This window comes from Nonomuraea angiospora (assembly GCF_014873145.1).
GTDB lineage: Bacteria > Actinomycetota > Actinomycetes > Streptosporangiales > Streptosporangiaceae > Nonomuraea > Nonomuraea angiospora.
Genome location: NZ_JADBEK010000001.1, coordinates 4,087,593 through 4,113,560, shown reverse-complemented (window position 1 = coordinate 4,113,560; position 25,968 = coordinate 4,087,593). Strand labels below are relative to the sequence as shown.

Sequence of the window (25,968 nt, the reverse complement as noted above, 5' to 3'; positions counted from 1 at the left end):
CTGCCCCCATGGATGACGAATGGATCTGTGGCCGGTTGGGCGAGGACGAGCCCTGGGCGTTGGGCGCGGTCAACCCGCCGGTGTTCGAGAACTCGCTGTTCACGTTCAGGACCGCGCAGGAGCTGGGCGAGGCGATCAGGAGCGAGGACGAGAGGTACGTCTACTGGCGGGGGACCAACCCGACGGTCGATCTCGCTCAGCGTAAGCTCGCCGCGCTCGAGCGGGGAGAGCGTGCCAAGTGTTTCGGGTCGGGAATGGGGGCCATCTCGGCGACCATCTCCTCGCTCGTCAAGGCCGGGGATCACGTGCTGGTGCTGGGCGCAGTGTACGGGCCCACCACCCAGTTCCTGCGTTACCTGGAGAAGTTCGGGGTCACGCATACGCACGTGAACGACCTCGCGGAGTGTGACAGCGCTATCAGGGCGAGCACCCGTCTACTCTACTTCGAGTCCCCCTCCTACATGGCCTACGCCGTGGTCGACATCGCCGAAGTCACGGCGTGGGCGCGGGAGCGCGGGCTGGTGAGCGTGATGGACAACACCTGGTCCACGCCGATCTTCCAGAAGCCGCTGACCATGGGCGTCGATCTCGTCGTGCACTCGCTGTCGAAGTACATCGGCGGGCACAGCGACCTCGTGGGCGGTGTCGTGGTGGGCCCGTCCCGGCTGATCAGGCCGCTGGCGCTGACCGAGTACCAGCTGTACGGGGCCGCGATGTCGCCGCACGACGCGGCCAAGGTGATCAAGGGGCTGCGCACGCTGCCCGTGCGGATGGCCGCGCACCAGGAGCGGGGGCTGGCCGTGGCCGAGTTCCTGACCGGGCATCCGGCCGTGCGGGCGGTGAACCACCCCGGGCTGCCCTCCCATCCGGGGCACGACCTCGCGAAGCGGCAGATGGCGGGGTTCTCCAGCCTGTTCAGCCTCGTGCTGGACACGGAGTCGCGCCAGGAGGTCGGCCTCTTCCTCGACAAGTTGCGACATTTCAGGATTGGGGTGTCTTGGGGTGGTTTTGAGAGCTTGGTGAACGCCCCCGCCCTGTCCACCGAGGAGAGCGTGCGGGCCACCATGGGCATCCCCGTCGGCCTCGTGCGGCTCTCGGTCGGCCTGGAGCCCGCGGACACGTTGATCAAGGATCTCGGTCTAGCGCTGGAGGGGGTCGGTCGCCTAGCTTGACTGACAGCGCTGTCTGAAGCTGGAGGCTCAGCATGAGAACCCCCCTCCTGGCGGCCGCGGCCGCCGCCACGCTCTTGCTCGCGGGCTGCGGCTCCGGCTCGTCGTCCCCCGGCGAGGTACGGCTCCGCATGATCGAGAGCCTGACCAGTCCCGAACGCACGAAGCTCATCAAAACGCTGCTGAAGGACTTCGAGAAGGCCAACCCGGGCATCAAGGTGGAGCTGATCTCGCCGCCGCTCGACAGCGCCGACCAGAAGATCACCCAGATCCTGCAGACCAAGAAGGACCTGGACGTGCTGGAAGTGCGCGACCACACGGCCAAGTCCTTCTCCAACAACGGCTGGCTGGCCGAGCTGCCCACCACGGAGTGGCCCGGCTGGTCGGACCTGACCGAGCTGGCCCAGAAGAAGGCCGTCGAGGTCGGCGGCAAGGCGTACCTGATCCCGTACGGCTTCTACGAGCGCACGATCTTCTACCGTACGGACTGGGGCATGACGCAGCCGCCGGCCACCTGGCAGGAGCTCTACGAGGCCGGCAAGAAGATGACCTCGGGCGACCGGTTCGGCTACTCGTTCCGGGGCGGCAAGGGCGGGGCCGACTACGCGGTCATGATGGTCAGCGCGTACAACGGCGAAGCCCTGAATCCCGAAAAATCGTTCTTTCTCAAGGACAAGCGGACGATCTTCTCCACCCCCGAGGCCGCCCAGGCCATGGACCTCTACGTCAAGATCTTCAAGGAGGCGTCGCCGCCCGACTCCGTCTCCTGGGGTTTCCCCGAGATGGTCCAGGGTTTCACCGCGGGCGTCACCGGAATGCTCATCCAGGACCCCGAAGTGATCAAGACGGTCCAGGAGAGCGGCATGACGGCCTGGGCGACGGCCCCCATCCCCAAGGGCCCGTCCGGATACGCCTTCCAGCCCGTCGGCTACGCCGGCTGGGGCGCCACCTCGTTCACCGCGCACCCGAAGGAGGCGGTCAAGCTGGTCCAGTTCCTGTCGGAGGCCAAGCAGAGCATCGCCTTCGCCAAGGGCAACTCGCTCATCCCGATCTCCAAGCAGGCCCAGAGCGACCCGCAGTTCTCTCAGGGCGCGTGGAAGGCGTACCTGCAGGCGCAGCAGGACCCCAAGCAGGTGATCACGATCAGGCCCGTCGACTACCCGGGCTGGAGCCAGTTCCTCGTCGACTCCGACCGTGACGTCCAGGCCCTGATCACCGGCAAGAAGACCACGGCCGAGGTGCTCAAGTCGTGGGACGCCTTCTGGACGGACCAGGCCAAGAAGGTCTCATGAGGCTCTTCACCGCCCGCCGGGCCAGGTTCATCGCCCTGTGCCTGCTGCCCGGCGTGGTCTTCGTGACCCTGTTCACGTACTACCCGATGATCCGCGGCACGATCATCGCCTTCCAGCGCTACAACCTGTTCGACATCACCTCGACGCCCTTCGTCGGCCTGGAGAACTTCCGGGCCGTCCTGTCGGAGGAGCGGTTCTGGACGGCGCTGCGGAACACCGGCACGTGGGTGGTCGTCTCGCTGTTCTTCCAGTTCTTCCTGGGCTTCGGGCTGGCGCTGCTGCTGCGCCGGCACTTCCGGGGCCGGGGCCTCTACCAGGCATGGGTGTTCTTCCCCTGGGCCATGTCGGGGTTCCTGATCGGGCTGCTGTGGCGCTGGATGTTCAACGGGCAGTTCGGCGTGATCAACGACCTGCTGCTCAAGACCGGCCTCATCGACCAGCGCATCGGCTTCCTGGCCACCCCCGGGTGGGCGATGACGTCGGTGATCGTGGCGAACATCTGGTACGGCGTCACGTTCTTCGCCATCATGATCATGGCCGCGCTGCAGTCGGTGCCGAAGGAGCTCTACGAGGCGGCCGACGTGGACGGCGCGTCGCGGCTGCGGCAGTTCTGGCACGTGACGCTGCCGCACATCCGGCCCACGCTCGCCCTCATCGTGCTGCTGCGGATCATCTGGATCCTCAACTTCCCCGACCTCATCTACTCGATGACCGGCGGCGGCCCGGCCGGTAGCACCGACATCATCACGACCTTCCTCATCCAGCAGGTCATCGGCGGCGACTACGGCCGCGCGGGCGCGGTGGGCCTGCTCATCCTGGGCCTGCTGCTGTCCTTCAGCGTCTTCTACCTGAACGCGACGAGATTCGAGAAATCCAGATGAGACGTATCGGGAATGCGGCCAAGGTCGTCGTGCTGGGCGTCTGGCTGCTGATCACCCTCTTCCCCCTCTACTGGATCGTCGTCACCTCGCTCAAGCCCAAGCCCGAGATCTTCTCGATGCCGCTCAGGTACTGGCCGGGCAACGTGACGTTCGAGCACTACGAGGAGCTGTTCTCGTTCGCGGACTTCGGCGCGTACCTGCTCAACAGCCTGCTCGTCTCGCTCGTCGCGGCCGGCGTGGTGACCGCGATCGGCGTGCTGGGCGGCTACACCCTCGCCCGCTTCGCCTTCCCCGGCCGGGGCGCGCTGATGCTGGCGTTCCTGGTCACGCAGATGATCCCGCTGTTCATCGCGCTCGGCCCGCTCTACCTGCTGATGTCCGACCTCGACCTGCTCAACCGGCTGGCCGGGCTGATGCTGGTCTACGTGGCCATGCTGGTGCCGTTCTCCACGATCATCATGCGCGGCTTCTACGAGCGGGTGCCGGTCGCGCTGGAGGAGGCCGCGCAGGTGGACGGCGCCTCGCGGCTGGTGGCCATGGTGCGGGTGGTCATCCCGGTCATGCTGCCGGGCATCGCGGCCACGTTCATCTTCGCGTTCGTGCAGTGCTGGAACGAGCTGTTCCTGGCGATCACGTTCATCGACAGCGAGGACGCCAAGACCATCCCGGTCGCCATGAACTCCTTCATCACCCAGTACGACATCGACTGGGGCTCCATGGCCGCGGCCACCGTGATCTCGGTGCTGCCGACCCTCGTCCTGTTCGCCGCGATCCGCCGCTACATCGTCGAAGGGCTCACCGCGGGTGCCGTTAAGGGGTGATGCATCCGATGAATTTCGGTTGACCGCCCTTGACTAAGGTCATCTTGCGTGTCATACAGGCGAAAGACCCGATGTCTCGTCTGTGAGGTCCCGTATGACACCCCCCTCCGGCGATCCGACCCGCCGTGCCGTGCTCGGCGGCTTAGGTCTCGCCCTCGTCCCCGCCGCCCCGGCGCTCGCCACGACCGAGCACGCCGGGGCGGCCCCGGGCTGGCAGCTCCGGCAGCGCGTGCCCTGGGCCGAGTTCTTGAAGGCCCAGGACCTGCTCTGGGGCAGGATGCCCAGGACCTGGTACGAGGGCCCGTTCCTCGGGGACGGCCTGCTGGGCAGCATGGTCTACCAGGAGCCCGGCCAGAACAAGATCCGCTTCACCGTCCAGCACGGCCGCGTCCAGGACCACCGCCCCCAGTTCGGCAGCGGCTGGGGCACCTGCCGCCTGCCCGTCGGCCACGTCACCCTCGACCCCGTCGGCACGATCACGGCCGTCGACTGGCGGCTCAGCCTGTGGGACGCCGAGGTCACCGGCACCGTCACCACGGACAAGGGCAAGCTGTCCTTCTCCGCGTTCATCCACGACGAAGTGCTCGTCGCCAAGGTGGAGGCCGGGGGCGAGGAGCAGGTCCGCTGGACCTTCCACCCCGAGGAGGCCGTCAGCCCCCGATCGCTCTCCGAGGCCCCGCCCAGCGGCTACACGCCCAACCCGGCCTGGACCACCGCGACCGCCGGCGACGTCGAGCAGGTGCTCCAGCCGCTGACCGGCGGCGGCCAGACCGCCACCGCCTACCGCGTCAAGGACGGGACGCTCCTGGTCACCGTGGGCCACACCTTCCCGTCGGCGACCGAGGCCCAGGAGAGCGCGCTCGCCAGGATCCGGAACGCGCCGCCGTACGGGACCATGAAGAAGCGGCACCGCGACTGGTGGCACGACTTCTACGGCAAGAGCTTCGTCTCCCTGCCCGACCAGCGGCTGCAGAGCTTCTACTGGATCCAGCTCTACAAGGTCGCCTCCGCCAGCCGGACGGGCGGCCCGGTCATGGCCACCACCGGCCCCTGGCTGGAGTCCACCCCGTGGCCGGCGGTGTGGTGGAACCTCAACGTGCAGCTCGAGTACTGGCTCATCCACGGCTCCAACCACCTGGAGCTCGACTCGCTCACCAGCACGCTCGACCGCAACCGCGACCAGCTCGTCGCCAACGTGCCCGCCGCCTACCGCGCCGACTCGGCCGGGGTGGGACGCAGCTCCGACATGTTCGGCAACCGGAGCGTCGGCACGCCCGGCACGGGCGCGGAGGTGGGCGACCTCACGTGGGCGCTGCACAACGTGTGGCTCACCTACCGGCACACCATGGACGACAGGCTGCTGCGCGACACGGTCTTCCCGCTGCTGCGGCGGGCGGTCAACTACTACCTGCACTTCCTGGCCGCCGGCGCGGACGGCAGGTTGCACCTGCCCAGCACGCTCTCACCGGAATACCCGGTCACCCCGCCCCAGGACACCAACTACGACCTGGCGCTGATCCGGTGGGGCTGCCGGACGCTGATCGAGTCGGCCGAGCGGCTCGGGATCGACGACCCGCTGAAGGCGAAGTGGCGGGAGGTGCTGGCCACGCTCGTGGACTACCCGGCCGACGCCGACGGGTTCATGATCGGCGCGAGCACGCCGTACGCGCAGTCGCACCGCCACTACTCCCACCTCCTCATGATCTACCCCCTCTATCTGGTCAACTGGGACCAGCCGGAGCAGCGCGAGCTGATCGAGAAGTCGGTCGCCCACTGGCAGTCGCTGACGGGCGCGCACCGCGGCTACAGCTACACCGGCGCCGCCTCGCTCTACGCCATGATGGGCCGGGGCGACACCGCGCTGTCCTACCTGGAGCGCTTCTTCGACCCGGCCAGCCGCTACCCGTGCACGGCCAACACCCACTACGCCGAGGCCGGGCCGGTCATCGAGACGCCGCTGTCGGCCGCCCAGTCCCTCCACGACCTGCTCTGCCAGAGCTGGGGCGGGATCGTCCGCGTCTTCCCGGCCGTGCCCGCCTCATGGGCGGACGTCGCGATCCACGACTTCCGGACCCAGGGCGCGTTCCTGGTCTCGGCCGTGCGCAAGGGCGGCCGCACCTCGTTCATCCGCGTCAGGAGCCTGGCGGGGGCGCCGCTGCGGCTCAAGCACGGGCTCGACGGGCCGGTCACCGCCGTGCTGCCCGACGGCCGTCCCGCCCGGGTGAAGGACCTGGGCGAGGGCGTCGTGGAGATCGCCCTGGGCAAGGGGGACGAGGTGCTCGTCCACACGGGCGCGCGGCCCGACCCGGTCATCGGACCTGTGCCGGTGAGCAAGCCCGGGGACGCCTGGGGGCTGCCGCCGATCCCGCCTCCCGGGCCCACCACGCCGGTGGACCTGTCGGCGTACTTCGACAACGACGGCGTCTCCACGCACGAGGCGATGGCGGACGGCGACTTCGACGGGTCCGGCTACACCTATCCGGCCGAGGAGCTGCCGCCCGCCGGGCCGCTCGTCCACGAGGGCCTGAGCTTCGCCTTCCCCGCGTACGGGGACGCGGCCAGGAACAACGTCGCCGGCCAGGGGCAGACGATCGCCGTGCCGTCCGGGAAGTACGCCAAGGTCCGGCTCCTGGGCGCGGCCAGCTCCGGGGTCCTCACCTCCGCGCTGACCGCCACGTACGCCGACGGGACCACCGCCCAGGTGCCGTTCGTCCTGCCCGACTGGGGCGGCCAGCCCGGGGCGGGGGCCTCAGAGGTGATCCGCTGCACCCACCGCCACGGCCGCACGGGCGCCAACTCGCTGCGGGTCGGGCTGTTCGAGGTGCAGGCGGCGCTCGACCCGGCCAGGGAGCTGCGCTCGCTCAGCCTGCCCGCGCTCACCCGGCCCCAGCTCCACCTGTTCGCGCTCTCCGTGGAAGCACCCCGATGAAAGGCGCGCCCAACCGCTCGTCGCACGCAACAGACCTTTCACCGCAAGTCATTCCCAACTAATCGCCGGAGCCCAGCGACTCGCCGAACAACGTCACCAGGGACCTCCACGCCGGGTAGGTTGCGCTCTTACGTTGGGCGTGATCCGCATCACAGTGGAGGTCTCGTGACTACTAAAGAACATGACGCATCGGTCTATGAGGAAGTTCAGGAGAGCAGTGAGTTCCAGGATCTGAAACGGCGATTCCGCGCCTGGACGTTCCCGATGACCGTGGCGTTCCTCGTGTGGTACCTGCTCTACGTGGTGCTGTCCGGATGGGCGCGCGGCTTCATGGGGATCAAGCTGCTCGGCGAGATCAACGTCGGCCTCGTCTTCGGTTTGCTGCAGTTCGTCTCCACGTTCCTCATCGCGTGGGCGTACGCCAGGCACGCCGAGAAGAAGCTCGACCCGATCGCCGACAAGCTCCGCCACGAGGTTGAGGAGAAGACCAAGTGAGCTCCCACACCCTGGGGATGATCCTCTTCCTCACCTTCGTCGCCGCCACGCTGGGGATCACCTTCTGGGCGAGCCGGCAGACCAAGACGGCCGCCGACTACTACGCCGGCGGCCGGTCGTTCACCGGCGTGCAGAACGGGCTGGCCATCGGCGGCGACTACATGTCGGCGGCCTCCTTCCTCGGCATCGCCGGCATCATCGCGCTGTCGGGCTACGACGGGTTCCTGTACTCGATCGGCTTCCTGGTGGCGTGGCTGGTCGCGCTGCTGCTGGTCGCCGAGCTGATGCGGAACTCGGGCAAGTTCACCATGGCCGACGTGCTGGCCTTCCGGATGAGCCCGCGTCCCGTGCGCACGGCGGCGGGCGTGTCCACCATCGTGGTCAGCATCTTCTACCTGCTGGCCCAGATGGTCGGCGCGGGCGCGCTGGTCGGCCTGCTGCTCGGCATCACCTCCCCGGCGGGCAAGGCGTGGACCATCGTCGGCGTGGGCGCGCTGATGATCGTCTACGTGGTCTTCGGCGGCATGAAGGGCACCACCTGGGTGCAGATCGTCAAGGCCGTGCTGCTGATGGGCGGCGCCGCGCTGGTGACGGTGCTGGTGCTGGGCAAGTTCGGCTTCAACCTGTCGGCCCTGCTCGGCCAGGCCGCCACCACCAGCGGCCCCAAGGCGAACCCGGGCAGCTTCCTGATCCCCGGCCTGAAGTACGGCACCGAGGCCCAGGGTCTGGCCGGCAAGATCGACCTCATCAGCCTGGGCCTGGCGCTGGTGCTCGGCACCGCGGGCCTGCCGCACATCCTCATCCGCTTCTACACCGTCCCCACCGCCAAGGACGCCCGCAAGTCGGTCCTGTGGGGCATCGGCATCATCGGCGTGTTCTACCTGCTGACCCTCGTCCTCGGCTTCGGCGCCGCGGCCCTGGTCGGCAAGTCCGCGATCGTCGCCGGTGACGCGGCGGGCAACACGGCCGCGCCGATGCTGGCCGAACGCGTCGGCCAGGAGATCTTCGGCGCGGTCGGCGGCACGGTCCTGCTGGCGCTCATCGGCGCCGTCGCCTTCGCCACGATCCTCGCCGTCGTCGCGGGCCTCACGCTGGCCTCCTCCTCCAGCTTCTCGCACGACCTGTACGCGCACGTCTTCAAGCGCGGCCAGGCCAGCGAGCGCCAGGAGGTCGTGGTGGCGCGCGTGTCCGCCCTGGTCATCGGCGCCGTCGCGATCGGCCTGGGCATCCTGGCCCAGGGCCAGAACGTGGCCTTCCTGGTCGCCCTGGCCTTCGCCGTCGCGGCCTCGGCCAACCTGCCCGCGATCCTCTACAGCCTGTTCTGGAAGCGGTTCAACACGACGGGCGCGGTCTCGGCCATCTACGGCGGCCTGATCTCGGCCCTGGTCCTGGTCATCTTCTCGCCGGTGGTCTCGGCGCCGCCGCCCCCGGCCGGCGTCAAGCCGAGCGCGCTGATCGTCGGCGTGGACTTCCACTGGTTCCCGCTGAGCAACCCCGGCATCCTGTCGATCCCGATCGGCTTCCTGTGCGGGTGGCTCGGCACGATCCTCAGCAAGGAGTACAACGCGGCGAAGTACGCCGAGATGGAGGTCCGCTCTCTCACCGGCGTCGGCGCGGAGAAGGCGACCGAGCACTGACGTTCCCCCTGAAGGCGCCTTTCCCCTCCCCTCCGAAGGCGCCTGCACCCGAGGGCCCGGCCTCCCGCGAGGCCGGGCCCTTCGTCGTTGTTACATCATGAATATATTTACATCAGTTGTAAGTTTACTCGAAGTGGTGTTATCTGGAGGTCGTGGCAACGACTCATCAGATGCCCTTGCTCGCTCGCGTGGCGCCCGCGATCGGGCTGTGGTTCGTGGCGCCCCTGACCGCCGAGTTCCTCATGGGGAACATCGCGATCACCGAGGTCGTGACGCTGATCTCCACGACCTTCCTGTACGGCGCCGGCGCGCTGGCCATCCGCGAGGTCGCCCGGCGGACCGGGCGCGGATGGCCGGCGATCCTGGCGTGGGCGCTGGCGTACGGGGTGTTCGAGGAGGCGTTCTTCACCCAGACGCTCTGGAACCAGAGCTGGTACGGCGTGCGCATCCTCGACTACGGCTACGTTCCCGCGCTGGGGACCGGGGTGCCCTGGCTGATGTTCATGGCGGGCGTGCACACGATCTGGAGCATCAGCGTCCCGATCGCGGTCGTGGAGACGCTCGCCGGATCGCGCCGCACCACGCCCTGGCTGGGAAAGACCGGGCTCCGGGTCGTCTCGGCGGTCTTCGCGGTCTTCTTCGTGCTGGGCGCCGTCGGCACCGGGATGTACGGCGGCTGGTTCGCCACTCCCATCCAGTACGCCGGCGCCGGCGTGCTGGTCGTCGCGCTCATCGTGCTCGGCCTGCGCCTGCGCCGCGGCGCCCCCACGGTCGAGGGCGCCGTGCCCGGCCCGTGGGCGGTGTTCGCGTTCGCCCTGGTGGCCGGTGCGCTCTTCGTGCTCCTCTACGCGTGCGACCCCACGGGCCTGTCGCCCTGGCTGGCCGCGCTGGCCGTCCCGGCGTGGCTGAGCGTGCTGCTCTATCTGGCGCTGTTCGCCGGGGTCGGCGCCCTGGTGAGGCGCTGGTCGCATCGGTCCGGCTGGTCGGACGCGCACCGGCTGGCGCTCGCGGCGGGGGCGATGCTCACGTACGCGTGGCACTCGTTCCCGTGGAAGGTGATCGTGCCCGCGAGCCCGGCGGCCGACCTGACCAGCAACGCGGTCATGACGGTCGGCGCGGTCGTCCTGCTGCTGTTCGCCGCCCGGCGGGTCGCCGCCTGAGCGTCCGGAGGGCCAGCAGGGTCAGCCAGGCCCAGCCGATGGTGATCGCGACGCGCTGGTAGAGCCCGCCGTGGGCGACCAGTGCCGGGGCCTGGCTGAAGGCGATCGTGGCCAGTGCCATCGCCACGGTGAACCCGGCCCCGCTGGCGGCCGAGTACGCCGCCCACCCGAGCTCCCGCTTCCTCGCGAACCCGACCGCGAAGACCAGGCAGGCCGCGATCAATGCCACGAATCCCGCCAGCGAGAGGTAGTCGTGCAGCGCCGCGTGCGTGCTGCCGTACTCGGGCAGCAGGCCAGGAGTGCCCGGGGGATAGCCGCTCACCGGGTCGGTGGTGAACAGCCCGGCCCCCACCAGGCCGCCGCCCCAGACCCCCACCAGGACCGGGCCCCAGACCCTCCGGAGCGCCCGCCGCAGCCCGGCGGCGAAGGCCAGCGTCAGGAGACCGGCCACGACGAAGGTGACCGCCTGCACCCAGCCGCCCGGCCCGAGCGCGAGCGAGCTGACCGGGTGGCGCAGCGGGTCGTAGTGGGGGCGGAGGGCGCCCTGGACGAGGAACGCGACGACGAACAGCGGCCCGGCGACCACCCCGCACAGCAGCAGCCGCCTGGGCGTCGGGTCGCCGGGCCCCGCGATGGGGGCGGGGCCCGCAGGTGTGAGAGTTCGCATGCTTGTCAAGCTAGACTGACACGCGAGCCGCTGTCAATCCAGCCTGACAAGGCGGTCTCGTCAGAAGAAACCGACCACGCGGCTGATGCGGTCGCCCGCGAACTCCACGACGTCGTAGCCGGTGGCCACCGGCGTCTCCGAGCCCGGCGCGCCGAGCTTCCAGGTGAACAGCGCCGTGTCGTGATGGGCGCCGATCAGCGTGCCGAGGGTGAACACCAGGTCCCCGAAGTTCTCCTGGGCCCGGCCGATCGCCTCGGACAGCTCCGCGTGCCCGCGCAGCCCGGCGTAGTCGGGGTCGGAGTAGACGGAGTCGTCGGTGAGCACGGTCTTGATCAGGAGGTCCCGGGCGGCGGCGTCGCGCTCGTTCCAGACGTCCAGGTACTTGGCGATGAGGTCGTCGATCATGACGTGATTCCTTCCGTGGTGCGGTTCGGTTCGAGTGCCAGGGCGGCGAGGCCGCCCAGTGCGGTGGCGGCCGCGGCGGCCCAGCCGGCCGCGTGCAGACCGCCGAGCAGGTCGGAGGAGGCGGTGGCGACGGCGACGAAGACCGCCAGCCCCATCGCGCCGCCGACCTCCTTGGCCGTGCTGGCCAGGCCCGAGGCGACGCCCTGCGCCTCCGGCGCCACCCCGGCGCCGGCCGCCGCGAACAGGGCGACGAAGGCCACGCCGCCGAAGAATCCCCAGACGAGGCTGCCCGGCATCAGCGTCCAGAAGCCGCCGCCCGCGGGCATGCCCGCGGTCAGCGCGGCGATCCCGGCTCCGGCGCCGAGCATGCCGACGCTGAGCGTCGTACGGATCCCCCACCTGCCGAGCATCACCGGCGCGGCCTTCATCGCGGCGGCCATGCAGACGAGGGTGAGCGGCAGGAACGTCAGCCCCGCCTCCAGGGCGCTGTAGCCGAGGACCGGCTGCAGGTACGTGGTGAGCACGTAGTAGGCGCCGCCCAGCGTGCCCTGGAACACGGCGATCACCACCATCGTGGTGGCCGGGCCGCGCCGCCGGACCAGCCGCAGCGGGATCAGCGGATCCCGGCCGCGCGCCTCGACCAGGACCAGCAGAGCCAGCAGCGCCAGGCCCGCGACCAGCGAGCCGGCGCCGCGTACCGACCCCCATCCGGCCTCCGGCCCGCTCGCCAGGCCGAACACCACCAGCGTCGGCCCCGCCGTCGCCAGCAGCGCGCCCGGCACGTCGAACCCGCGCAGCCCGGACGCGGGAGGGCCGTCGGAGGGGAGCAGCCGGGGTGCGGCGAGGACGGCGCCGACGGCCAGGGGGACGTTCACGAAGAACACCCACTCCCAGCCCAGGGCGCTGGTGAGCACACCGCCCAGCAGGGACCCGGCGGCCAGCCCGGCGCTGCCGGCCATGCCCCAGGCGCCCAGCGCCCGGTTGCGCGCGGGCCCCTCCTCGAACCCCCGGTAGATCAGCGCGAGCGTGGCCGGGGTGAGCAGCGCGCCGCCGACGCCCTGGACGGCGCGGGCGGCGATCAGCACGCCGGAGCCCGGGGCCAGCCCGCCGGCCAGGGAGGCCACGCCGTACAGCGCCAGACCGAGCACGAACGTGCGCCGGGCGCCGAGCTTGTCCACGGCCCGGCCGCCGAGCAGCAGCAGCCCGCCGAGCCCGATGGCGTACGCGCTCACCACCCACTGCACGGATCGCGCGCTGAAGCCCAGCGCCGTCCCGATGTCGGGCAGCGCTACGTAAACGATGTTGTAGTCGAGAGCCACGATGAGCTGGGTGAACGCCAGGAGCGCCAGCCTGGGCCCGGAACGGCCCGCGCCGGTCGGCGCACGAGAGGTGGCAAGCGTCACTCGGGAATCCCCTCTCTTTACACGGCGCGAACTTTCTACACGCCGTTCAATTCATACACGGGGAACAGTAGCCCAACGCTGTAGACTGTCAAGCGTGGGTGATCAGACGACGATGAGCAGGCGTGAGCGGCTGCGCGCGGAGACCACGGCGGAGATCAAGGAGATCGCGCTCAAGCTCATGGCGGCCGGCGGCCCCGACGCCATCTCGCTGCGCGCCATCGCCCGCGACATGGGCATGACGGCCGGCGCCATCTACAGCTACTTCGCCACCCGCGACGACCTGGTCAGCACGCTCATCGCCGACCTCTACACGGCCCTGGTGGACAGGGCGGAGTCCGCCCGCGACACCGTGCCCGCCGCCGACCCGGGTGGCCGCGTCCTGGCCTGGGCGCAGACCGTACGCGAGTGGGCCCTGGCCAACCCGCAGGGCTTCCGCCTCATCTACGGCGACCCGGTCCCCGGCTACCAGCCCCCGGAGGACGGCCCGGCGAAGGAGGCCGAGCACCGGGCGTGCCGGGGGCTCACGGGCCTGGTCGCGGCGGCCTGGACCGGCCCCGACCCGGGCGCCTACAGCTGGTCCGACTTCGACCCCGGCCTGGCGGCGGACATCCAGGCCAGGTTCCCGGGCCTGCCGCCGGACGCGGTGGCGCTCACGCTACGGGTGTGGGGCCGCATGCACGGCCTGGTCGCGCTGGAGATCTACGGCCACCTGCGCACGCTCACGCGCGATCCGGCCGCGATCTACCGCGACGAGATGATCGCCCTGATCGAGTCCCTCGGCCTGACGCCACCCGCCTGACCCCACCCGCCTGACCTCAGTCGGCGCCCCCCTCGCCCGCCGGTCGGCCGGGAGCGCATCGCTGCCGGTCGAGCTCGGTGTCGCTCAGCCCTGATGGGCGGCCGGGCTGGGAGCATGGGCTTTTCCTTCCCTGGATCGGCGAAAGGGATCATGTAGGGTGAGCCCGGCATATCCCCCCAACGGCCTGGAGCTCGCCGTGCCGCACATGTCCCGTCGCCAGGTTCTCTCCCTGCTCCCCGCCGCCGGTCTGCTCGCCGCGGCCGCCCCCGCACGCGCCGCCGCGGGCATCGACCACGCCCGGCTGATCGCCAACACCGTGGCGATCTTCGCGGGCACCCCGGACGTCAACGCCCGGCCAGAGGTCGCCGGCAAGCTCGCGTCGATCACCACGACCGCCCGGCAGCGGCTGGCCGCCATGGACCAGGCGGGCGCCGGGGAGCTGTTCTCCGGGCTGAGGCTCGGCACCGACGACGCCAACCTGCGGCTGGCGTACCAGTACCTGTTCGAGATCGCGCTCTCGACCCGCACGCCGGGCGGGCAGCTCGACGGTGACGCCGCCGTGCAGCGGCGGGTCCTCGACGGTCTGCAGTGGCTGCACGAGCGCTACTACGGCGACCAGTCGGCGGGCTACTACGGCAACTGGCACAACTGGGAGATCGGCATCTCCACCCACGTGAGCAGGACCCTGGCCCTGCTGGCCGAACGTGTACGGGAGGAGCGGCCCGGCCTGACGGCGACGTACCTCGCCTCGATGGACGCCTACCTGCGCAACGGCAAGAACGGCGACGTCGACCTCGACTCGCGCTTCCACACCGGGGCGAACCTGGCCGACATCACCGCCAACCGGATCCTCCAGGGCGCGCTCACCGGCGACGACGCCCGCGTCGGCAAGGCCATCTCCGACCAGGCCACCGTCTTCGCCACGATCGACCTCTACGACCTCCAGCACGGCAACACCGACGGCTACTACCGCGACGGCTCCTTCATCCAGCACCACTCGGTCGCCTACACGGGCTCCTACGGGAAAGCCCTGCTCACCCGCGTCGTCCAGACCCTCAAGACACTGGAGGGCGCGACGAGCGGCGGATCCGCCGACCTGGCCGGGGTGGTGTACGGCTGGGTCGCCGACGGCTTCGCCCCGCTGATCTTCGAGGGCTGGATGATGGAGATCGTCAAGGGGCGGGCGGTCTCGCGCACGACCACCGGCTACGCCGACGTCGGGGTGGTCGTGGAGGCCATCGCCGACCTGGCCGACCACGTCGAGGGCGCCGAGGCTCTCGCGCTGAAGAAGTACGTCAGGTTCCTGCCGGCCGCCGACACGGCCGCCTTCGTCTCCCCGGTCAGCGTCGCCCGGTACGCGGCCATCCGCGCCGACTCCGCCGTCCCGGCCGCCGACCTCAATCCGTCCGCGCGCTGCGTGGCGTTCAACTCCATGGACAGGACCGTCCACCGCCGCCCCGGCTACGCCTTCGCCCTGGCGCGCAGCTCCGAGCGGATCAGCAAGTACGAGTACATGAGCGGCGAGAACCTCATGCCCTGGTTCCAGGGCGACGGCGCGTACTACCTCTACCTCGCGGGCGAGGACCAGCGCGAGGTGTTCGGCGTCGACTACTACACGGCCGTCTCGCCGTACCGGCTGGCCGGGATCACCGCGCCGGTGGAGGAGCGGCGGACGGTGCCCGAGCTGTACGGCCGGCTCTGGTACGAGAACCCGGGCCACCCGCTGAACTTCACCTCCTCCTCCGAGTCCCAGAACACCTACGTGTACTTCCCCAAGGCCGGGAACGCCTTCTCCGGCGGGGCGACGCTCGGCGCGTACGGCGCGGCCGGCATGGTCCAGTCCGACGACGCCGCCTACACCGCCAAACAGGCCGGCATCCTGCCGGACGACTTCGTCGTCTACCGCAACGCCCGCGCGACCAAGTCCTGGTTCATGCTCGACGACGAGATCGTGGTGCTGGCCGCGGGCGTCTCCGGCCAGGGCGGCCGGGCCGCGGTGACCACCGTGGACAGCCGCATCGCCGCCCCGGGCGACGCGGTCGCGCTCACCGGCGAGAGCTGGGGCGGCCGGGCCTGGCAGCCCGGCGACACCACGCCGCCGCGCTGGCTGCGCTACGCCAACGGCACGCGCGCCACCGCCATCGGGTACGCCTTCCTCACCCGCCAGCCCGTCGCGGCCGGCCTGGAGACGGTGACCCGCAGCCGCAGGGTCGTGCGCACGTCCAACCCCGACACCGGCGTGACCAAGAACGTCTTCACCGCCTCGATCACCCACCCCGCCACCGGCGACGTCCCCGCCCTCGCCTACGCCCTGGTCCCGAACGCGACCGAGGCACGCCTGCGCCGCTACGCGGACGGCCCGCTGACCGTCCTGGCCAACGACCGGCACGTGCAGGCCGTCCGGCACAAAACGCTCGGGATCGTCGCCGCCAACGTCTTCTCCGACGGCCCCCGCCAGGCCGGGCACCTGCTCGTCGACGGCCCCGCCTCGGTCATCGTCAGGTCCGGCGAGCGCACGGTCGTCGCCCTGTCGGACCCCACGATGAACCGCGACCGCGTCACCGTCGTCCTGCCCGGCGCGCCCCTCAGGCTGGAGAAGGCCGACGAGGGGGTGACGGTACGGCGCGTGCCGGGCGGCACCCTCGTCCAGGCGACCACCCGCCACGCCCACGGCCGCACCTTCACCGCCACCCTGCGCTGATCGGCGGCCCGCCCTTGTCGCTTCTGTACAAGCTGTGCCTGTTCCCGCCCGCGTAGGCTCTGAGCACGCCGATCGGGCGACCCCTTGAAAGACAGAAGGAACGGAACCATGGCCAAGATCATTTCGAGCTTCTTCATCTCCCTCGACGGCGTGGTCGAGTCGCCCGACCAGTGGCACTTCCCGTACTGGAACGACGAGATGGGCGCCGTCGTCGAGGCGGGCATGCGGAGCGCGGGCGCGATGCTGATGGGCCGCAAGCTGTACGACGAGTGGTCCGCGTACTGGACGTCGGCGGAGAGCGACAAGGAGATCGCCGCGACCTTCAACGCCCTCCCCAAGTACGTCGTGACGAGCACCCTGGAGAAGGCGGACTGGGAGAACACCACCGTCGTCGACGGCGACGTCGCCGCCAAGCTGCGCGAGCTCAAGGAGCAGATCGACGGCGACATCCAGATGTCCGGCTCCGCGACGACCGTGCGGTGGCTGCTGGCCAACGGGCTGCTCGACGAGCTCAACCTGCTCGTCCACCCGATCGCCGTCGGCCATGGACAGCGGCTGTTCGAGGACACCCCGACCCACGCGCTGAAGCTGGTCAAGTCGGAGACGTTCGAGACCGGCGTGCTCAACCTGACCTACGTCCCGGCCGAGGGCGTCTAGCGGCGCCCGCGCCGGCCGACGCCCCCGCCCGGCGGGCGTTACCTTGGCGCCTATGTATTCTCCGATCGAGGCGTACGACCAGGGCATGCTCGACGTGGGCGACCACAACCAGGTCTACTGGGAGGTGAGCGGCAACCCGGCGGGCAAGCCGGCGGTGATCGTGCACGGCGGTCCCGGGGGCGAGATGTCGGCGAACTGGCGGCGGTTCCACGACCCCGAGGCGTACCGGATCGTCCTGTTCCACCAGCGGGGGTGCGGGCGCAGCACGCCGAACGCCGGGCTGCTCGAGACCGACCTGTCGGTCAACACCACCCAGCACCTCATCGCCGACATGGAGCTCCTGCGCGCGCACCTGGGCATCGAGAAGTGGCAGCTGGTCGGGGCCTCGTGGGGCTCGACCCTGAGCCTGGCCTACGCGCAGCGGCACCGCGAACGGGTGAGCGAGGTGATCCTGATGGCGGTCACGGCGAGCCGCCGCAAGGAGATCGCATGGATCACCCGGGACGTGGGACGGGTCTTCCCGCAGGAGTGGGAGCGCTTCCGCGACGCAGTGCCGGAGCGGGACCGCGACGGGAACCTGGCCGCGGCCTACGCCAGGCTCCTGGCCGACCCGAGCACGCGCGAGCAGGCCGCCCGCGACTGGTGCGACTGGGAGGACACGCACGTGAGCCTCGACCCGCAGTACCAGCCGGACCCGCGCTTCCAGGATCCCGTCTTCCGGATGACGTTCGCGCGGCTGGTGACCCACTACTGGGGCAATGACTGCTTCCTGCCGGAGAAGGGCGACCTCGTGGAGCAGGCCCACCTGCTGAAGGGGATCCCGGGGGTGCTGATCCACGGCAGGCTCGACGTGAGCGGGCCCCTGGAGACCGCATGGGAGCTCCACAAGAGCTGGCCCGGCAGCGAGCTCGTGGTCTGCGGCGATGGACACGGCGGCAGGGACATGGTGGCGGAGGTGGTCGCCGCGACGGACCGTTTCCGCTGAAAACCCCGGGAGGCGCCCCTGACGAACGGGCGCCTCCCGGGGGCTAGCTGCCGACCGGCTCGGCGCGGAGCCGGGCCGAGTGCTTGACCAGGGCGATCAGGACCTCGCGGCTCGAGTCCTTCTTGCGGGCGTCGCACATGATGATGGGGACGGACGGGTTGAGCTGGAGCGCCAGCCGTACCTCGTCCAGCTCGAACGTCGGCGAGCCCTCGAAGCAGTTGACGGCCACCACGAACGGCGTCCCGCGCCGCTCGAAGTAGTCGACCGACGGGAAGCAGTCGGCCAGGCGCCGCGTGTCCGCCAGGATGACGGCCCCCAGCGACCCCTCCGCCAGCTCGTCCCACACGAACCAGAAACGCTCCTGGCCAGGGGTGCCGAACAGGTACAGGACGTAGTCGTTGCCCAGCGTGATCCGGCCGAAGTCCATCGCCACGGTGGTGGTGCGCTTGGCCTCCACCGAGGAGATGTCGTCCACGCCTATCCCGCGGTCGGTCAGGACCTCCTCGGTGCGCAGCGGCCGGGTCTCGGAGACAGCGCCCACCATCGTCGTCTTGCCCGCGCCGAAGCCGCCCGCGATCAGGATCTTGATCGCCGTCGGCAGGCGCGGACGCTCAGAGCGAGCGAAGACCATCGAGCACCGCCCTGTACATCTTCATGTCGTGCATGTCCACCTCGGATTGTGGTTCCTGGGCAGAGACGAGTTCGCGGTCGAACAGGTCGCCGAGCAGCACCCGGATCGTGCCGGCCGGCAGGTCGAGGTATGCCGCGATCTCGGCGACCGACTTCGGTTCGCGGCAGAGCTGGAGGATGCGCAGGTGCTCCGGGTCGAGCCCGGCGTCGGGGCCCGGCGGCGGACCCACCGCCAGGGCCATGGAGATCAGGTCGAACCGGCCGTGCACGGGCTGTGTACGGCCGCGGGTGACCACGTAGGGCCGGATGATCTCCGGATCCACCCAGTGCTCATCCGTCGGTTCGTCCGCGCCTCTCACCGGTCGCTCCTGGCGACTGCCTCGGCGTTGCGGGCGCCCGAGGTGAGATACTGGCCGACGCGGGCCACCATCATCGCCATCTCGTACGCGACCAGCCCGATGTCGGCGTTCTGCGCGCACAGGACGGCCAGGCAGGCGCGCTCGCCCGCCGTGGTCACGATGAGGAACTGGTTCTTCCACTCCACGACCGTCTGCCGCACGGGCCCGCCGGAAATGTGGTCCGAGACGCCTTTCGCCAGGCTCTGCAGCCCGGAGGCGACGGCGGACAGGTGCTCTCCGTCGGTCCGCTGCAACGCGGCGGAGGAGGCCATCAGCAAGCCGTCGGACGACAGCACGATGGCGTGCTCGACCTCCTTGATACGGCCGACGAGGTCGTCGAGCAGCCAGTTCAGGTCGGTGCCGGAGGTGGGGGTCATGCCTCATCTCCCGACTGCTCATCCATCATCTTGGCGGCTTCGGTGCGGCCAAGACGGGTGCCTGACTGCAGAGATCCCATCATCGCGCGGATCTCCTCCGGCGAGCGCTCGTCATCGTCCTCCTCGAAGTCGGGCTGCGTGGGCGTGTCGTCCCGCAGCGCTGGCGCCAGGTTGGCTTGGGGCACCCGGAGGGGCAGCCCGTTCGACGTGAACTCGGTCACAGGCTTCTGCTCCGGTTCGGCCGGCGTTTCGGGTTGTGTCTCCACGGCGGTGATCGGGCGGGAAGGCTGGGGGACCGGCGCGGGGACCGGGGCCGGGACGGGGGTCGGGCGCGTGGGCTTGAGCGCGCGCACGTTCTCCCCGGTGGCCGCCGCCCGCGAAGCGGTGGACGCCCCGGTGGCCGCCGCGGCCACCGCCGTCGTCCTGCGCGGCAGCCGCTCGCGCCGCCCGCCGTCCTGCGGCTCGGGCGTGGGATCGAGCTGTACGAGCTCCTGCGGCAGCAGCACCACGACCGTCGTCCCGCCGTACGGCGACGCCTTGAGCACCACCTGGATCTCGTGGCGCTTGGCCAGCTGGCTGACCACGTACAGGCCCAGCCGGGCGGTGCCGGTGATGCGGAACTCGGGCGGGTCCGCGATGCGCTCGTTCGCGGCGTCCAGGTCCTCGGGCTTCATGCCCAGGCCCCGGTCCTCGATCTCGATCACGTACCCGTTGGCCACGAGCTGGCCGCTGACCTGCACGTTCGTGTAAGGGGGCGAGAACGACACGGCGTTCTCGATCAGCTCGGCGAGCAGGTGGATGACGTCACCGACGGCGCGGCCGACGAGCACGACGTCGCCCATGGGCATGAGCGTGACGCGGGTGTAGTCCTCGACCTCGGCCAGCGCGCCGCGGACGACGTCCACCATGGGGACCGAGCGGCGCCACGTTCGGGCGGGGGCAGAGCCGGACAGGACGATCAGGTTCTCGGCGTTGCGGCGCATGCGGATGGCCAGGTGGTCGAGCCGGAAGAGCTCCTTCAGCTCCTCGGGGTCGGTCTCGCGGCGCTCCATGACGTCGAGCACGGTGAGCTGCCGGTGGACCAGGCCCTGCGTCCTGCGGGCCAGGCTCAGCAGGATGTCGCGGATGCTGCGGCGCAGCTCGGCCTGCTCGGCGGCGACGCTGACGGCGGTGTGCTGGACGGTGTTGAACGCCTGGCCCACCTGCCCGATCTCGTCGTCGCCGAAGTCCAGCGCGGGCACCTCCTTGGCCAGGTCGACGTCCTCGCCGCGGCCGATGCGCTCGACGACGCCGGGCAGCCGGTCGTCGGACAGCTCGTGCGCGGCGTCGCGCAGCTTCTGCAGCTGGGCGAACAGGGAACGGGCCGTGGTGATGGACAGAATGACCGAGGCGATGACCGCGATGAGCCCGAGACCGCCGGCCAGGACCAGCCGGATGATCACGTTGACGGCGACAGGGGTGGCCCGCTCGACCAGGCGGTCGCCCGCGGTGAGCACCAGGTTGTTGAAGTCGTTCAAGGCCCGGTCGGCGGTCGTCTTCCACTGGTCGGCGCCGAACGGCAGGGTCTCGGTGCTCGGGTCCTGCTCAGACAGCAAGGTTTCCAGGCTCCTGAGACGGGTGAACGACTGGCCGTTGGCCACCTTGTCGTAAGCGGCCTTCTCCGTGGCGGGGAGTTCGGCCGCGGCCTGGTCGGCGAGGACGCGCCAGGCTCCCACGGTCTGCGTGAACTGCGAGTGTTCCGTGGAGGTCAGCCGGCCTTCGGCGAGTGCGCCGGCGACGAGCGCGTCCTCCCTGGTGATCACCTCGCGCGCCCGGCTCAGGGAGAGGAGCGTACGGATGTCCTTGGCGAGGGTCTTGTCGTCGAGAGTCGCCAGCGAACCGTAAAGGCTGTAGACGGAGTCGATGATCTCGCCATAGGTGGCGGTCGCCTGGATCCGGTTCATCTGGCCCGAGTCGATGGCCTGCCGGGTCTGCTTCAGAGTGGTGAGCTTCTGGAGCACGTCGGCGAGCCGCTTGGCTCCCTCGTCGTCCAGGGCGAGGTCGACTGTGCCGGAGGCCGCCGACTCCTTGAAGGTGGCGAGCAGACGGTCCGTCTGCTTGCGCTGGCTTTCCAGATCCTTGCGGGACCGCAGGCCCGTGCTGCTCAGCTTGACGACCGAGATCCGGCGCTCTTTCTGGAGCTCGACCAGAAGTGGCTCGCTGGGCGAGATGATGCTCGAGTCGAGCTGGGAGACCCAGAGCAGGTTGACGCCCTCGCGAAGGGTGACCCACGCAGCGAAGGCCCACAGCGCCGCGAGCGAGACAAGCAGAGCCGTGACTTTGGTCCGCAGTCGTGTATTGCGGAAACCCATTGTACCTACCCTGTGAAAGTCATTTCGTGTGCTGACCACCGGGACATGCAGTGGCATACCGGGCGCCGTCGATCAAGGAACCTTAGCGCAGCTCAGAGTGCCCCTCAAGCAACAGCATTCACTTTGCCAACAAATATCCCGTTTTTGACAACATTAGTCAAATGTACGCAAAGTAGATATCCTTCCAACGTGAGCGACCCTGTCCCGCCTGCCTACTTCACTATCAGTAACGATCTCGTGGATCGTCTGCTCCACGGATCGCACCAACTCGCCGGCGTCCCCGACGACGACCGGAGCGGCGTGCTCCGGACCGCGCTCGACGCGGTGCCGGAGGCCGCGGGGCTGGTGCGCCCGTACCCGGCCCTGCTCGCCGACGGTGACAGCGCCGCCAGTCGGCTGGCCTTCAGTTGCTTGTCCGCGGCGGCGACGTTCCCACGGGCACGCCCGGACCAGATCGCCGATCTCGGGACGATGATCACGATCTTGTTCGCCTTCGACGACATCGCCGACAACATCGCGGGCCAATGGTCTCATCACGACATCACTGCTTTCTTCGAGCAGCTTCGCGCGATGGTTTCCGGCGCACCGGCGCGGCCGGGCGAGGAGGACGCCCTCGGGCAGGGCCTGCGCGTCTGGCAGGCGTGGTGCGCCCGCTTCCGCGGGCACGAGGGTGCCGCGGCGCACGCGGCGAATCTGCGGGAGCAGCTCGAGCTGGCCGGCGCCGCCATGATGCGTGAGCGCAGGTGGGCGGCGGGAGAGGAACCCTGGCCGACATACGACGAGTACGTGTCCAACGGCAGCCTCACCATCCTCTACCCCACCTGGTGGGCCGCCGCCCTGGCGATCTGCGGCCCCGCTCCCGCCGACGCCGGGCACTGGGACTCGATCGCCCGGGTCACCTCCCTCGGCGCGGCATGCATGCGGCTCGTCAACGACATCAGGACATTCGAACGGGAGAGGCGCGAGGGCAAGCCGAGCTCCGTCCTCATCCTGGAGCGTGCGGGCCTGCCCACGAAGGCGGCCGTCGAGCGGGTCTTCGCGCACTACGCGGAGCTCCATGCGGCATTCCTGGCCGCTCTCGCGTCGCTGCCCGAACCGCTGGCGGGCATCGCGGAGGGCCAGCGCAGGAACGTCGCGTTCAACGGCGGCTGGTACATGGCCAGAGACACGCATGCGTACACCGTTCAGGAGCTGGCCAGGGACGTGGACGCGTACAAGGACTAAAACGGCGCACCGCCCGGCGGCCAGGGACGTCCTCGCGCCCGCCGGCTGAGGTGCACTGCGGCGATCACCGCGGCGCGGGTGATGGCGAGCGGCGCGTAGAGATCCTTGTCGTGCCAGAGCGGAGGATGCTCCCTGCCGGCCGAGCGCATCAGGTATTCCTCACCCGCCGCCGCGGCGCGCAGGCGCCGCGGATCCGTTCGGCCCGCGGTCAGCAGCAGAGACTGCATCGCGTACGCGGTCTCCTCGGCGGTGCCGTCCCAGCGGCCCCAGGATCCGTCCGGCCGTTGGGTGTCCAGCACCCACTCGACCGCGGCGCGCACCGGCTCGTCCGACGCGTCCCCCCCGAAGGAGCCGAGTGCCAGGGCGCAGCTGGCCGTGGCGTAATAGGGCGAGGCGTGCCATCTGTCCATCCAGCTCCCGTCCGCCCGCTGCTGCTCGCGGACCCAGGCGGACACCTCGCGGATCGTCTGCTCGTAGAGCGGCGCGGCTGCGGGCCTGCAGGCCACGTACTGGCCGAAAGCGTCCAGCACGTGCGCGTTGACGCTGACGGAGACGCCCTGCTCCGCCGGCCAGGTGGAGAAGTGGGCACCGGAGCGGAACCGCCACAGGCTTTCCGGCTCGCACGGCGCCTCCAGCAGCGCCAGCGCGTACAGCGCCACGGAGGTTGTGTCGGCGTCGGCGGGCAGCCCCGGCCCTGCGGGCGTCCCGGCGGGTCCGATCGCCGCCCTGAGGTCCGCCACCATCTCCGGCGGCACCTCGACGGGCACGCCCGCGCGGACGAGCCAGCTCAGCACCCAGCTCCGTTCGAACACGGTGATGGGGAGCCCGACGGGCACGGGGCCGCCATGGCGCCGGACGACCGCCTCCAGATGATCGCGGGCCGGCCCGTCCGCCTCCCGCCCGCCCAGCCAGGCCGCGGTGGCCGCCGGTGACGCCCCGATGGTCCCGATGGCCGCCGGACGGACGCTGGGCGCCCCGCCGGCGTGGTCGCCCGCGACCTCCAGGGCGTGGAGCAGCTTCTCCGGGATCTCGTTCCCCGATCCGATCCACGACACGACCCGTTGGAGGCCGTCGTAGCTCATTCCCCCGGGCAGCGGCAGCGGCGCGTGGCCCGGCAGGTTCTGGAGGTGCCGGTTGATGAGGGCCACCAACGACGGCACGATGTGCTCGATCGCCGGCATGTCGGGCAGGTCGACCGGCTCGCGCAGCCAGGTGGCGAGCAGACGCAGGCCCCGCTCCGCCGCCTGGGTGAGGCGATCGGGGTCCGTGTCCGGGTCCTGGCGCGCCAGCGCGGTGAGGATCGCCTCGGTGGCGCTCAAGGTCGGCACGAGACCGTACCCGTCGGGCGCGCCCCATGCCCCGTCCTGGCGCTGGGTGCCGGTCAGGTATTCGATCCGCTCCCGGTGACCTGTCAGCCAGGGGGCCAGCGCGACCACCCGGCCGGTCTCGTAGACCGACGGCGAGACCTGCCCCCACGGCCTGAGCATCAGGCTGTCGATCAGTTCGGAGGCGAGAGCGGCGGCGTCCGTCGTCGCGTCGGCGGCGACGCTTCCGTTGCTCATGACCGTGTGCTCCGCTCGATCGGCACCAGCCGCAGCATGATCTGTTCTTTCGGCCGCGCCGAGGCTCCCGGCAGGGCGGTGAGCGGCTGGGGATTGGTCACCGTCAACCGGTACCTGCTCAGCAGGCTGGCGATGACCAGCGGGGCCTCGATGCGGAACAGGTTCTGGCCGAGGCACGAGTGGGGTCCGGCGCCGAAGGGGAAGAATGCGTAGCGGTGCCTGGGCGTGGCGCCGTCACCGGTCCAGCGCCCGGGGTCGAACTCCAGAGGCCGGTCCCAGAACTCCGCCAGACGGTGGGTGGTGAACGGGCTGATCAGAACCTGCGATCCGGCCTTGATCGGGACGCCGCCGATCTTCGTGTCCGACACCGCCTGGCGGGGGATGAGCCAGCCCGCCGGATACAGCCGTAACAGCTCCTGCAGGACCATGTTGAGATAGGTGAGCCGGGGTACGTGCTCCGGCCGTGCCGGGTCATGCCCCACCACGCGGCCGATCTCCTCGTGGAGCCGGGCACTGACGTCGGGATGTTCGTGCAGCACAGCCCACAGCCAGGTCAGCGACGTCGCCGTGGTCTCCGTCGCCGTGGCGTACATGCTCACCAGGTCGTCGCGGACCTGCCGCATATCGCCTCTGCCGTCCGGCCCCAGCCTGGCCGCGAGCAGCACCGAGATCAGGTCGGTCTTCCCCTCGCTCGCGCCCTCGCGGCGCGCCTGCTCGATGAGGGGGTAGACGATCTCGTCGATGTTGTTCATGGCTCTCAGGTACGCGCGATCGCCGGGAACCTTGATCGAGTACGGCACGAACGGAAAAAGCAGCCGGAAGGCGATCGACGTGGCACAGGTGGCGAACTCGGGCGCCAACCGCTCGGCGGTGTCACGCGAGATGCGGCCGCCGAAGAGGACCTTGACCACGGCCTGGTTGATGATCGCCGTCATCTGGTCGGCGGCGTCGATCGGCTCGCCCGTTTGCGCGTGAACCTCGAGCCCGTGGACGCGCTCGGCGATGGCGTCGGCCATGTCCTCGGCCAGATTGGCCGTGTACCTGGCGGTGAAGAGCGGCTGGAGGATCTTTCTGGCGGTCACCCACTCGTCGCCCTCGCGCAGGATGCCCCGGCCGGTCACGCGCCGTACCGGCCGCCAGAACATGCCGTCGCGGGTGAAATTGCTCCACTGTGCCGTGAGTACCTGCTGGACATGGTCCGGATGTGACACCAGATAGGGACGGAAGGGGCCGAGGTCGACCCGGACGACCTGTCCCGCGGCCTCGGTGCCCATCCTGGCCAGTTCGGCGACCGGGTCTTTCACCAACCGGCGGATGGCTTGATGAAAGGGGACGACTTGAGGAGTGGTCACTGAGGTTTCCGTGGCGTACGACATGGCGGCGATCCTCGATCCAATTGCGAGAGACGACTAAGAGCCGGCTAGA

The 25,968-nt window shown here is 70.1% G+C and carries 22 protein-coding genes; 13 read left to right on the top strand and 9 right to left on the bottom strand.

Going from position 1 to position 25,968, the window contains the following annotated elements:
* The first annotated feature begins 8 nt into the window (after positions 1-8).
* From H4W80_RS18590 to H4W80_RS18555, 8 genes are all read left to right on the top strand, one after another.
* Positions 9-1,172, top strand: a complete 1,164-nt coding sequence (locus H4W80_RS18590) for a trans-sulfuration enzyme family protein (protein ID WP_192786252.1) — start codon at positions 9-11, stop codon at positions 1,170-1,172.
* Between the two features lie 32 nt (positions 1,173-1,204).
* The gene (locus H4W80_RS18585; RefSeq protein ID WP_192786251.1) at positions 1,205-2,461 is read left to right on the top strand and encodes an ABC transporter substrate-binding protein; all 1,257 of its coding nucleotides are present in this window, start codon (positions 1,205-1,207) and stop codon (positions 2,459-2,461) included.
* Complete coding sequence (locus H4W80_RS18580) at positions 2,458-3,342, top strand: carbohydrate ABC transporter permease (RefSeq protein WP_192786250.1); 885 nt, start codon at positions 2,458-2,460, stop codon at positions 3,340-3,342. Before H4W80_RS18585 ends, H4W80_RS18580 begins: the two co-directional genes overlap by 4 nt.
* Positions 3,339-4,163: a carbohydrate ABC transporter permease gene (locus tag H4W80_RS18575; RefSeq protein ID WP_192786249.1), complete on the top strand. Its 825-nt coding sequence runs from the start codon at positions 3,339-3,341 to the stop codon at positions 4,161-4,163. The genes H4W80_RS18580 and H4W80_RS18575 overlap by 4 nt, the downstream gene beginning before the upstream one ends.
* 94 nt (positions 4,164-4,257) lie before the next feature.
* On the top strand, positions 4,258-7,092 hold the full coding sequence (locus H4W80_RS18570) for a glycosyl hydrolase family 95 catalytic domain-containing protein (protein WP_192786248.1): 2,835 nt from the start codon (positions 4,258-4,260) through the stop codon (positions 7,090-7,092).
* A gap of 165 nt (positions 7,093-7,257) precedes the next feature.
* Positions 7,258-7,587, top strand: coding sequence for a DUF485 domain-containing protein (locus H4W80_RS18565; RefSeq protein ID WP_185077545.1), 330 nt, complete (start codon positions 7,258-7,260; stop codon positions 7,585-7,587).
* 17 nt (positions 7,588-7,604) lie between these two features.
* Positions 7,605-9,224, top strand: coding sequence for a solute symporter family protein (locus tag H4W80_RS18560; protein ID WP_192793586.1), 1,620 nt, complete (start codon positions 7,605-7,607; stop codon positions 9,222-9,224).
* 170 nt (positions 9,225-9,394) lie between these two features.
* The gene (locus H4W80_RS18555) at positions 9,395-10,384 is read left to right on the top strand and encodes a hypothetical protein (protein WP_192786247.1); all 990 of its coding nucleotides are present in this window, start codon (positions 9,395-9,397) and stop codon (positions 10,382-10,384) included.
* On the opposite strand, the gene H4W80_RS18550 is transcribed toward H4W80_RS18555, so the two are convergent.
* The 3 genes from H4W80_RS18550 to H4W80_RS18540 are packed head-to-tail and all read right to left on the bottom strand — an operon-like array spanning position 10,326 to position 12,859.
* Entirely contained in the window at positions 10,326-11,051 is a 726-nt protein-coding gene (locus tag H4W80_RS18550; protein ID WP_192786246.1) for a DUF998 domain-containing protein, read from the bottom strand. The two genes, H4W80_RS18555 and H4W80_RS18550, sit on opposite strands and share 59 nt — an antisense overlap.
* Before the next feature lie 60 nt (positions 11,052-11,111).
* Entirely contained in the window at positions 11,112-11,456 is a 345-nt protein-coding gene (locus H4W80_RS18545; RefSeq protein WP_192786245.1) for a nuclear transport factor 2 family protein, read from the bottom strand.
* Complete coding sequence (locus H4W80_RS18540) at positions 11,453-12,859, bottom strand: MFS transporter (protein ID WP_192786244.1); 1,407 nt, start codon at positions 12,857-12,859, stop codon at positions 11,453-11,455. Before H4W80_RS18540 ends, H4W80_RS18545 begins: the two co-directional genes overlap by 4 nt.
* Positions 12,860-12,953: 94 nt before the next feature.
* Here H4W80_RS18540 and H4W80_RS18535 point away from each other — a divergent pair, with 94 nt between their 5' ends.
* The 4 genes from H4W80_RS18535 to pip all read left to right on the top strand — a co-directional run bounded on the left by H4W80_RS18535 (position 12,954) and on the right by pip (position 18,001).
* Complete coding sequence (locus tag H4W80_RS18535; RefSeq protein ID WP_318786930.1) at positions 12,954-13,658, top strand: TetR/AcrR family transcriptional regulator; 705 nt, start codon at positions 12,954-12,956, stop codon at positions 13,656-13,658.
* 157 nt (positions 13,659-13,815) lie between these two features.
* Positions 13,816-16,359 (top strand): polysaccharide lyase family 8 super-sandwich domain-containing protein, encoded by a 2,544-nt coding sequence (locus tag H4W80_RS18530; RefSeq protein WP_318786929.1) that lies wholly within the window; start codon positions 13,816-13,818, stop codon positions 16,357-16,359.
* Positions 16,360-16,467: 108 nt separating this feature from the next.
* Positions 16,468-17,016: a dihydrofolate reductase family protein gene (locus tag H4W80_RS18525; protein ID WP_192786243.1), complete on the top strand. Its 549-nt coding sequence runs from the start codon at positions 16,468-16,470 to the stop codon at positions 17,014-17,016.
* A gap of 52 nt (positions 17,017-17,068) precedes the next feature.
* A complete protein-coding gene (pip, locus tag H4W80_RS18520) occupies positions 17,069-18,001 on the top strand; it encodes a prolyl aminopeptidase (RefSeq protein WP_192786242.1) in 933 nt (310 codons plus the stop codon).
* A gap of 43 nt (positions 18,002-18,044) precedes the next feature.
* Here pip and H4W80_RS18515 read toward each other — a convergent pair whose 3' ends face one another.
* The 4 genes from H4W80_RS18515 to H4W80_RS18500 are packed head-to-tail and all read right to left on the bottom strand — an operon-like array spanning position 18,045 to position 21,757.
* On the bottom strand, positions 18,045-18,632 hold the full coding sequence (locus H4W80_RS18515; RefSeq protein WP_192786241.1) for a GTP-binding protein: 588 nt from the start codon (positions 18,630-18,632) through the stop codon (positions 18,045-18,047).
* Positions 18,613-18,990, bottom strand: coding sequence for a DUF742 domain-containing protein (locus H4W80_RS18510; protein ID WP_192786240.1), 378 nt, complete (start codon positions 18,988-18,990; stop codon positions 18,613-18,615). The genes H4W80_RS18515 and H4W80_RS18510 overlap by 20 nt, the downstream gene beginning before the upstream one ends.
* The gene (locus H4W80_RS18505) at positions 18,987-19,406 is read right to left on the bottom strand and encodes a roadblock/LC7 domain-containing protein (protein ID WP_192786239.1); all 420 of its coding nucleotides are present in this window, start codon (positions 19,404-19,406) and stop codon (positions 18,987-18,989) included. Before H4W80_RS18505 ends, H4W80_RS18510 begins: the two co-directional genes overlap by 4 nt.
* Positions 19,403-21,757, bottom strand: a complete 2,355-nt coding sequence (locus H4W80_RS18500) for a sensor histidine kinase (protein ID WP_192786238.1) — start codon at positions 21,755-21,757, stop codon at positions 19,403-19,405. Before H4W80_RS18500 ends, H4W80_RS18505 begins: the two co-directional genes overlap by 4 nt.
* Positions 21,758-21,994: 237 nt before the next feature.
* Here H4W80_RS18500 and H4W80_RS18495 point away from each other — a divergent pair, with 237 nt between their 5' ends.
* Positions 21,995-22,981: a terpene synthase family protein gene (locus H4W80_RS18495; RefSeq protein ID WP_192786237.1), complete on the top strand. Its 987-nt coding sequence runs from the start codon at positions 21,995-21,997 to the stop codon at positions 22,979-22,981.
* Here H4W80_RS18495 and H4W80_RS18490 read toward each other — a convergent pair.
* Both H4W80_RS18490 and H4W80_RS18485 read right to left on the bottom strand, forming a co-directional pair.
* Positions 22,978-24,543, bottom strand: a complete 1,566-nt coding sequence (locus H4W80_RS18490; protein WP_192786236.1) for a prenyltransferase/squalene oxidase repeat-containing protein — start codon at positions 24,541-24,543, stop codon at positions 22,978-22,980. The two genes, H4W80_RS18495 and H4W80_RS18490, sit on opposite strands and share 4 nt — an antisense overlap.
* Positions 24,540-25,847, bottom strand: a complete 1,308-nt coding sequence (locus H4W80_RS18485; RefSeq protein ID WP_192786235.1) for a cytochrome P450 — start codon at positions 25,845-25,847, stop codon at positions 24,540-24,542. Before H4W80_RS18485 ends, H4W80_RS18490 begins: the two co-directional genes overlap by 4 nt.
* Positions 25,848-25,968 lie beyond the last annotated feature (121 nt).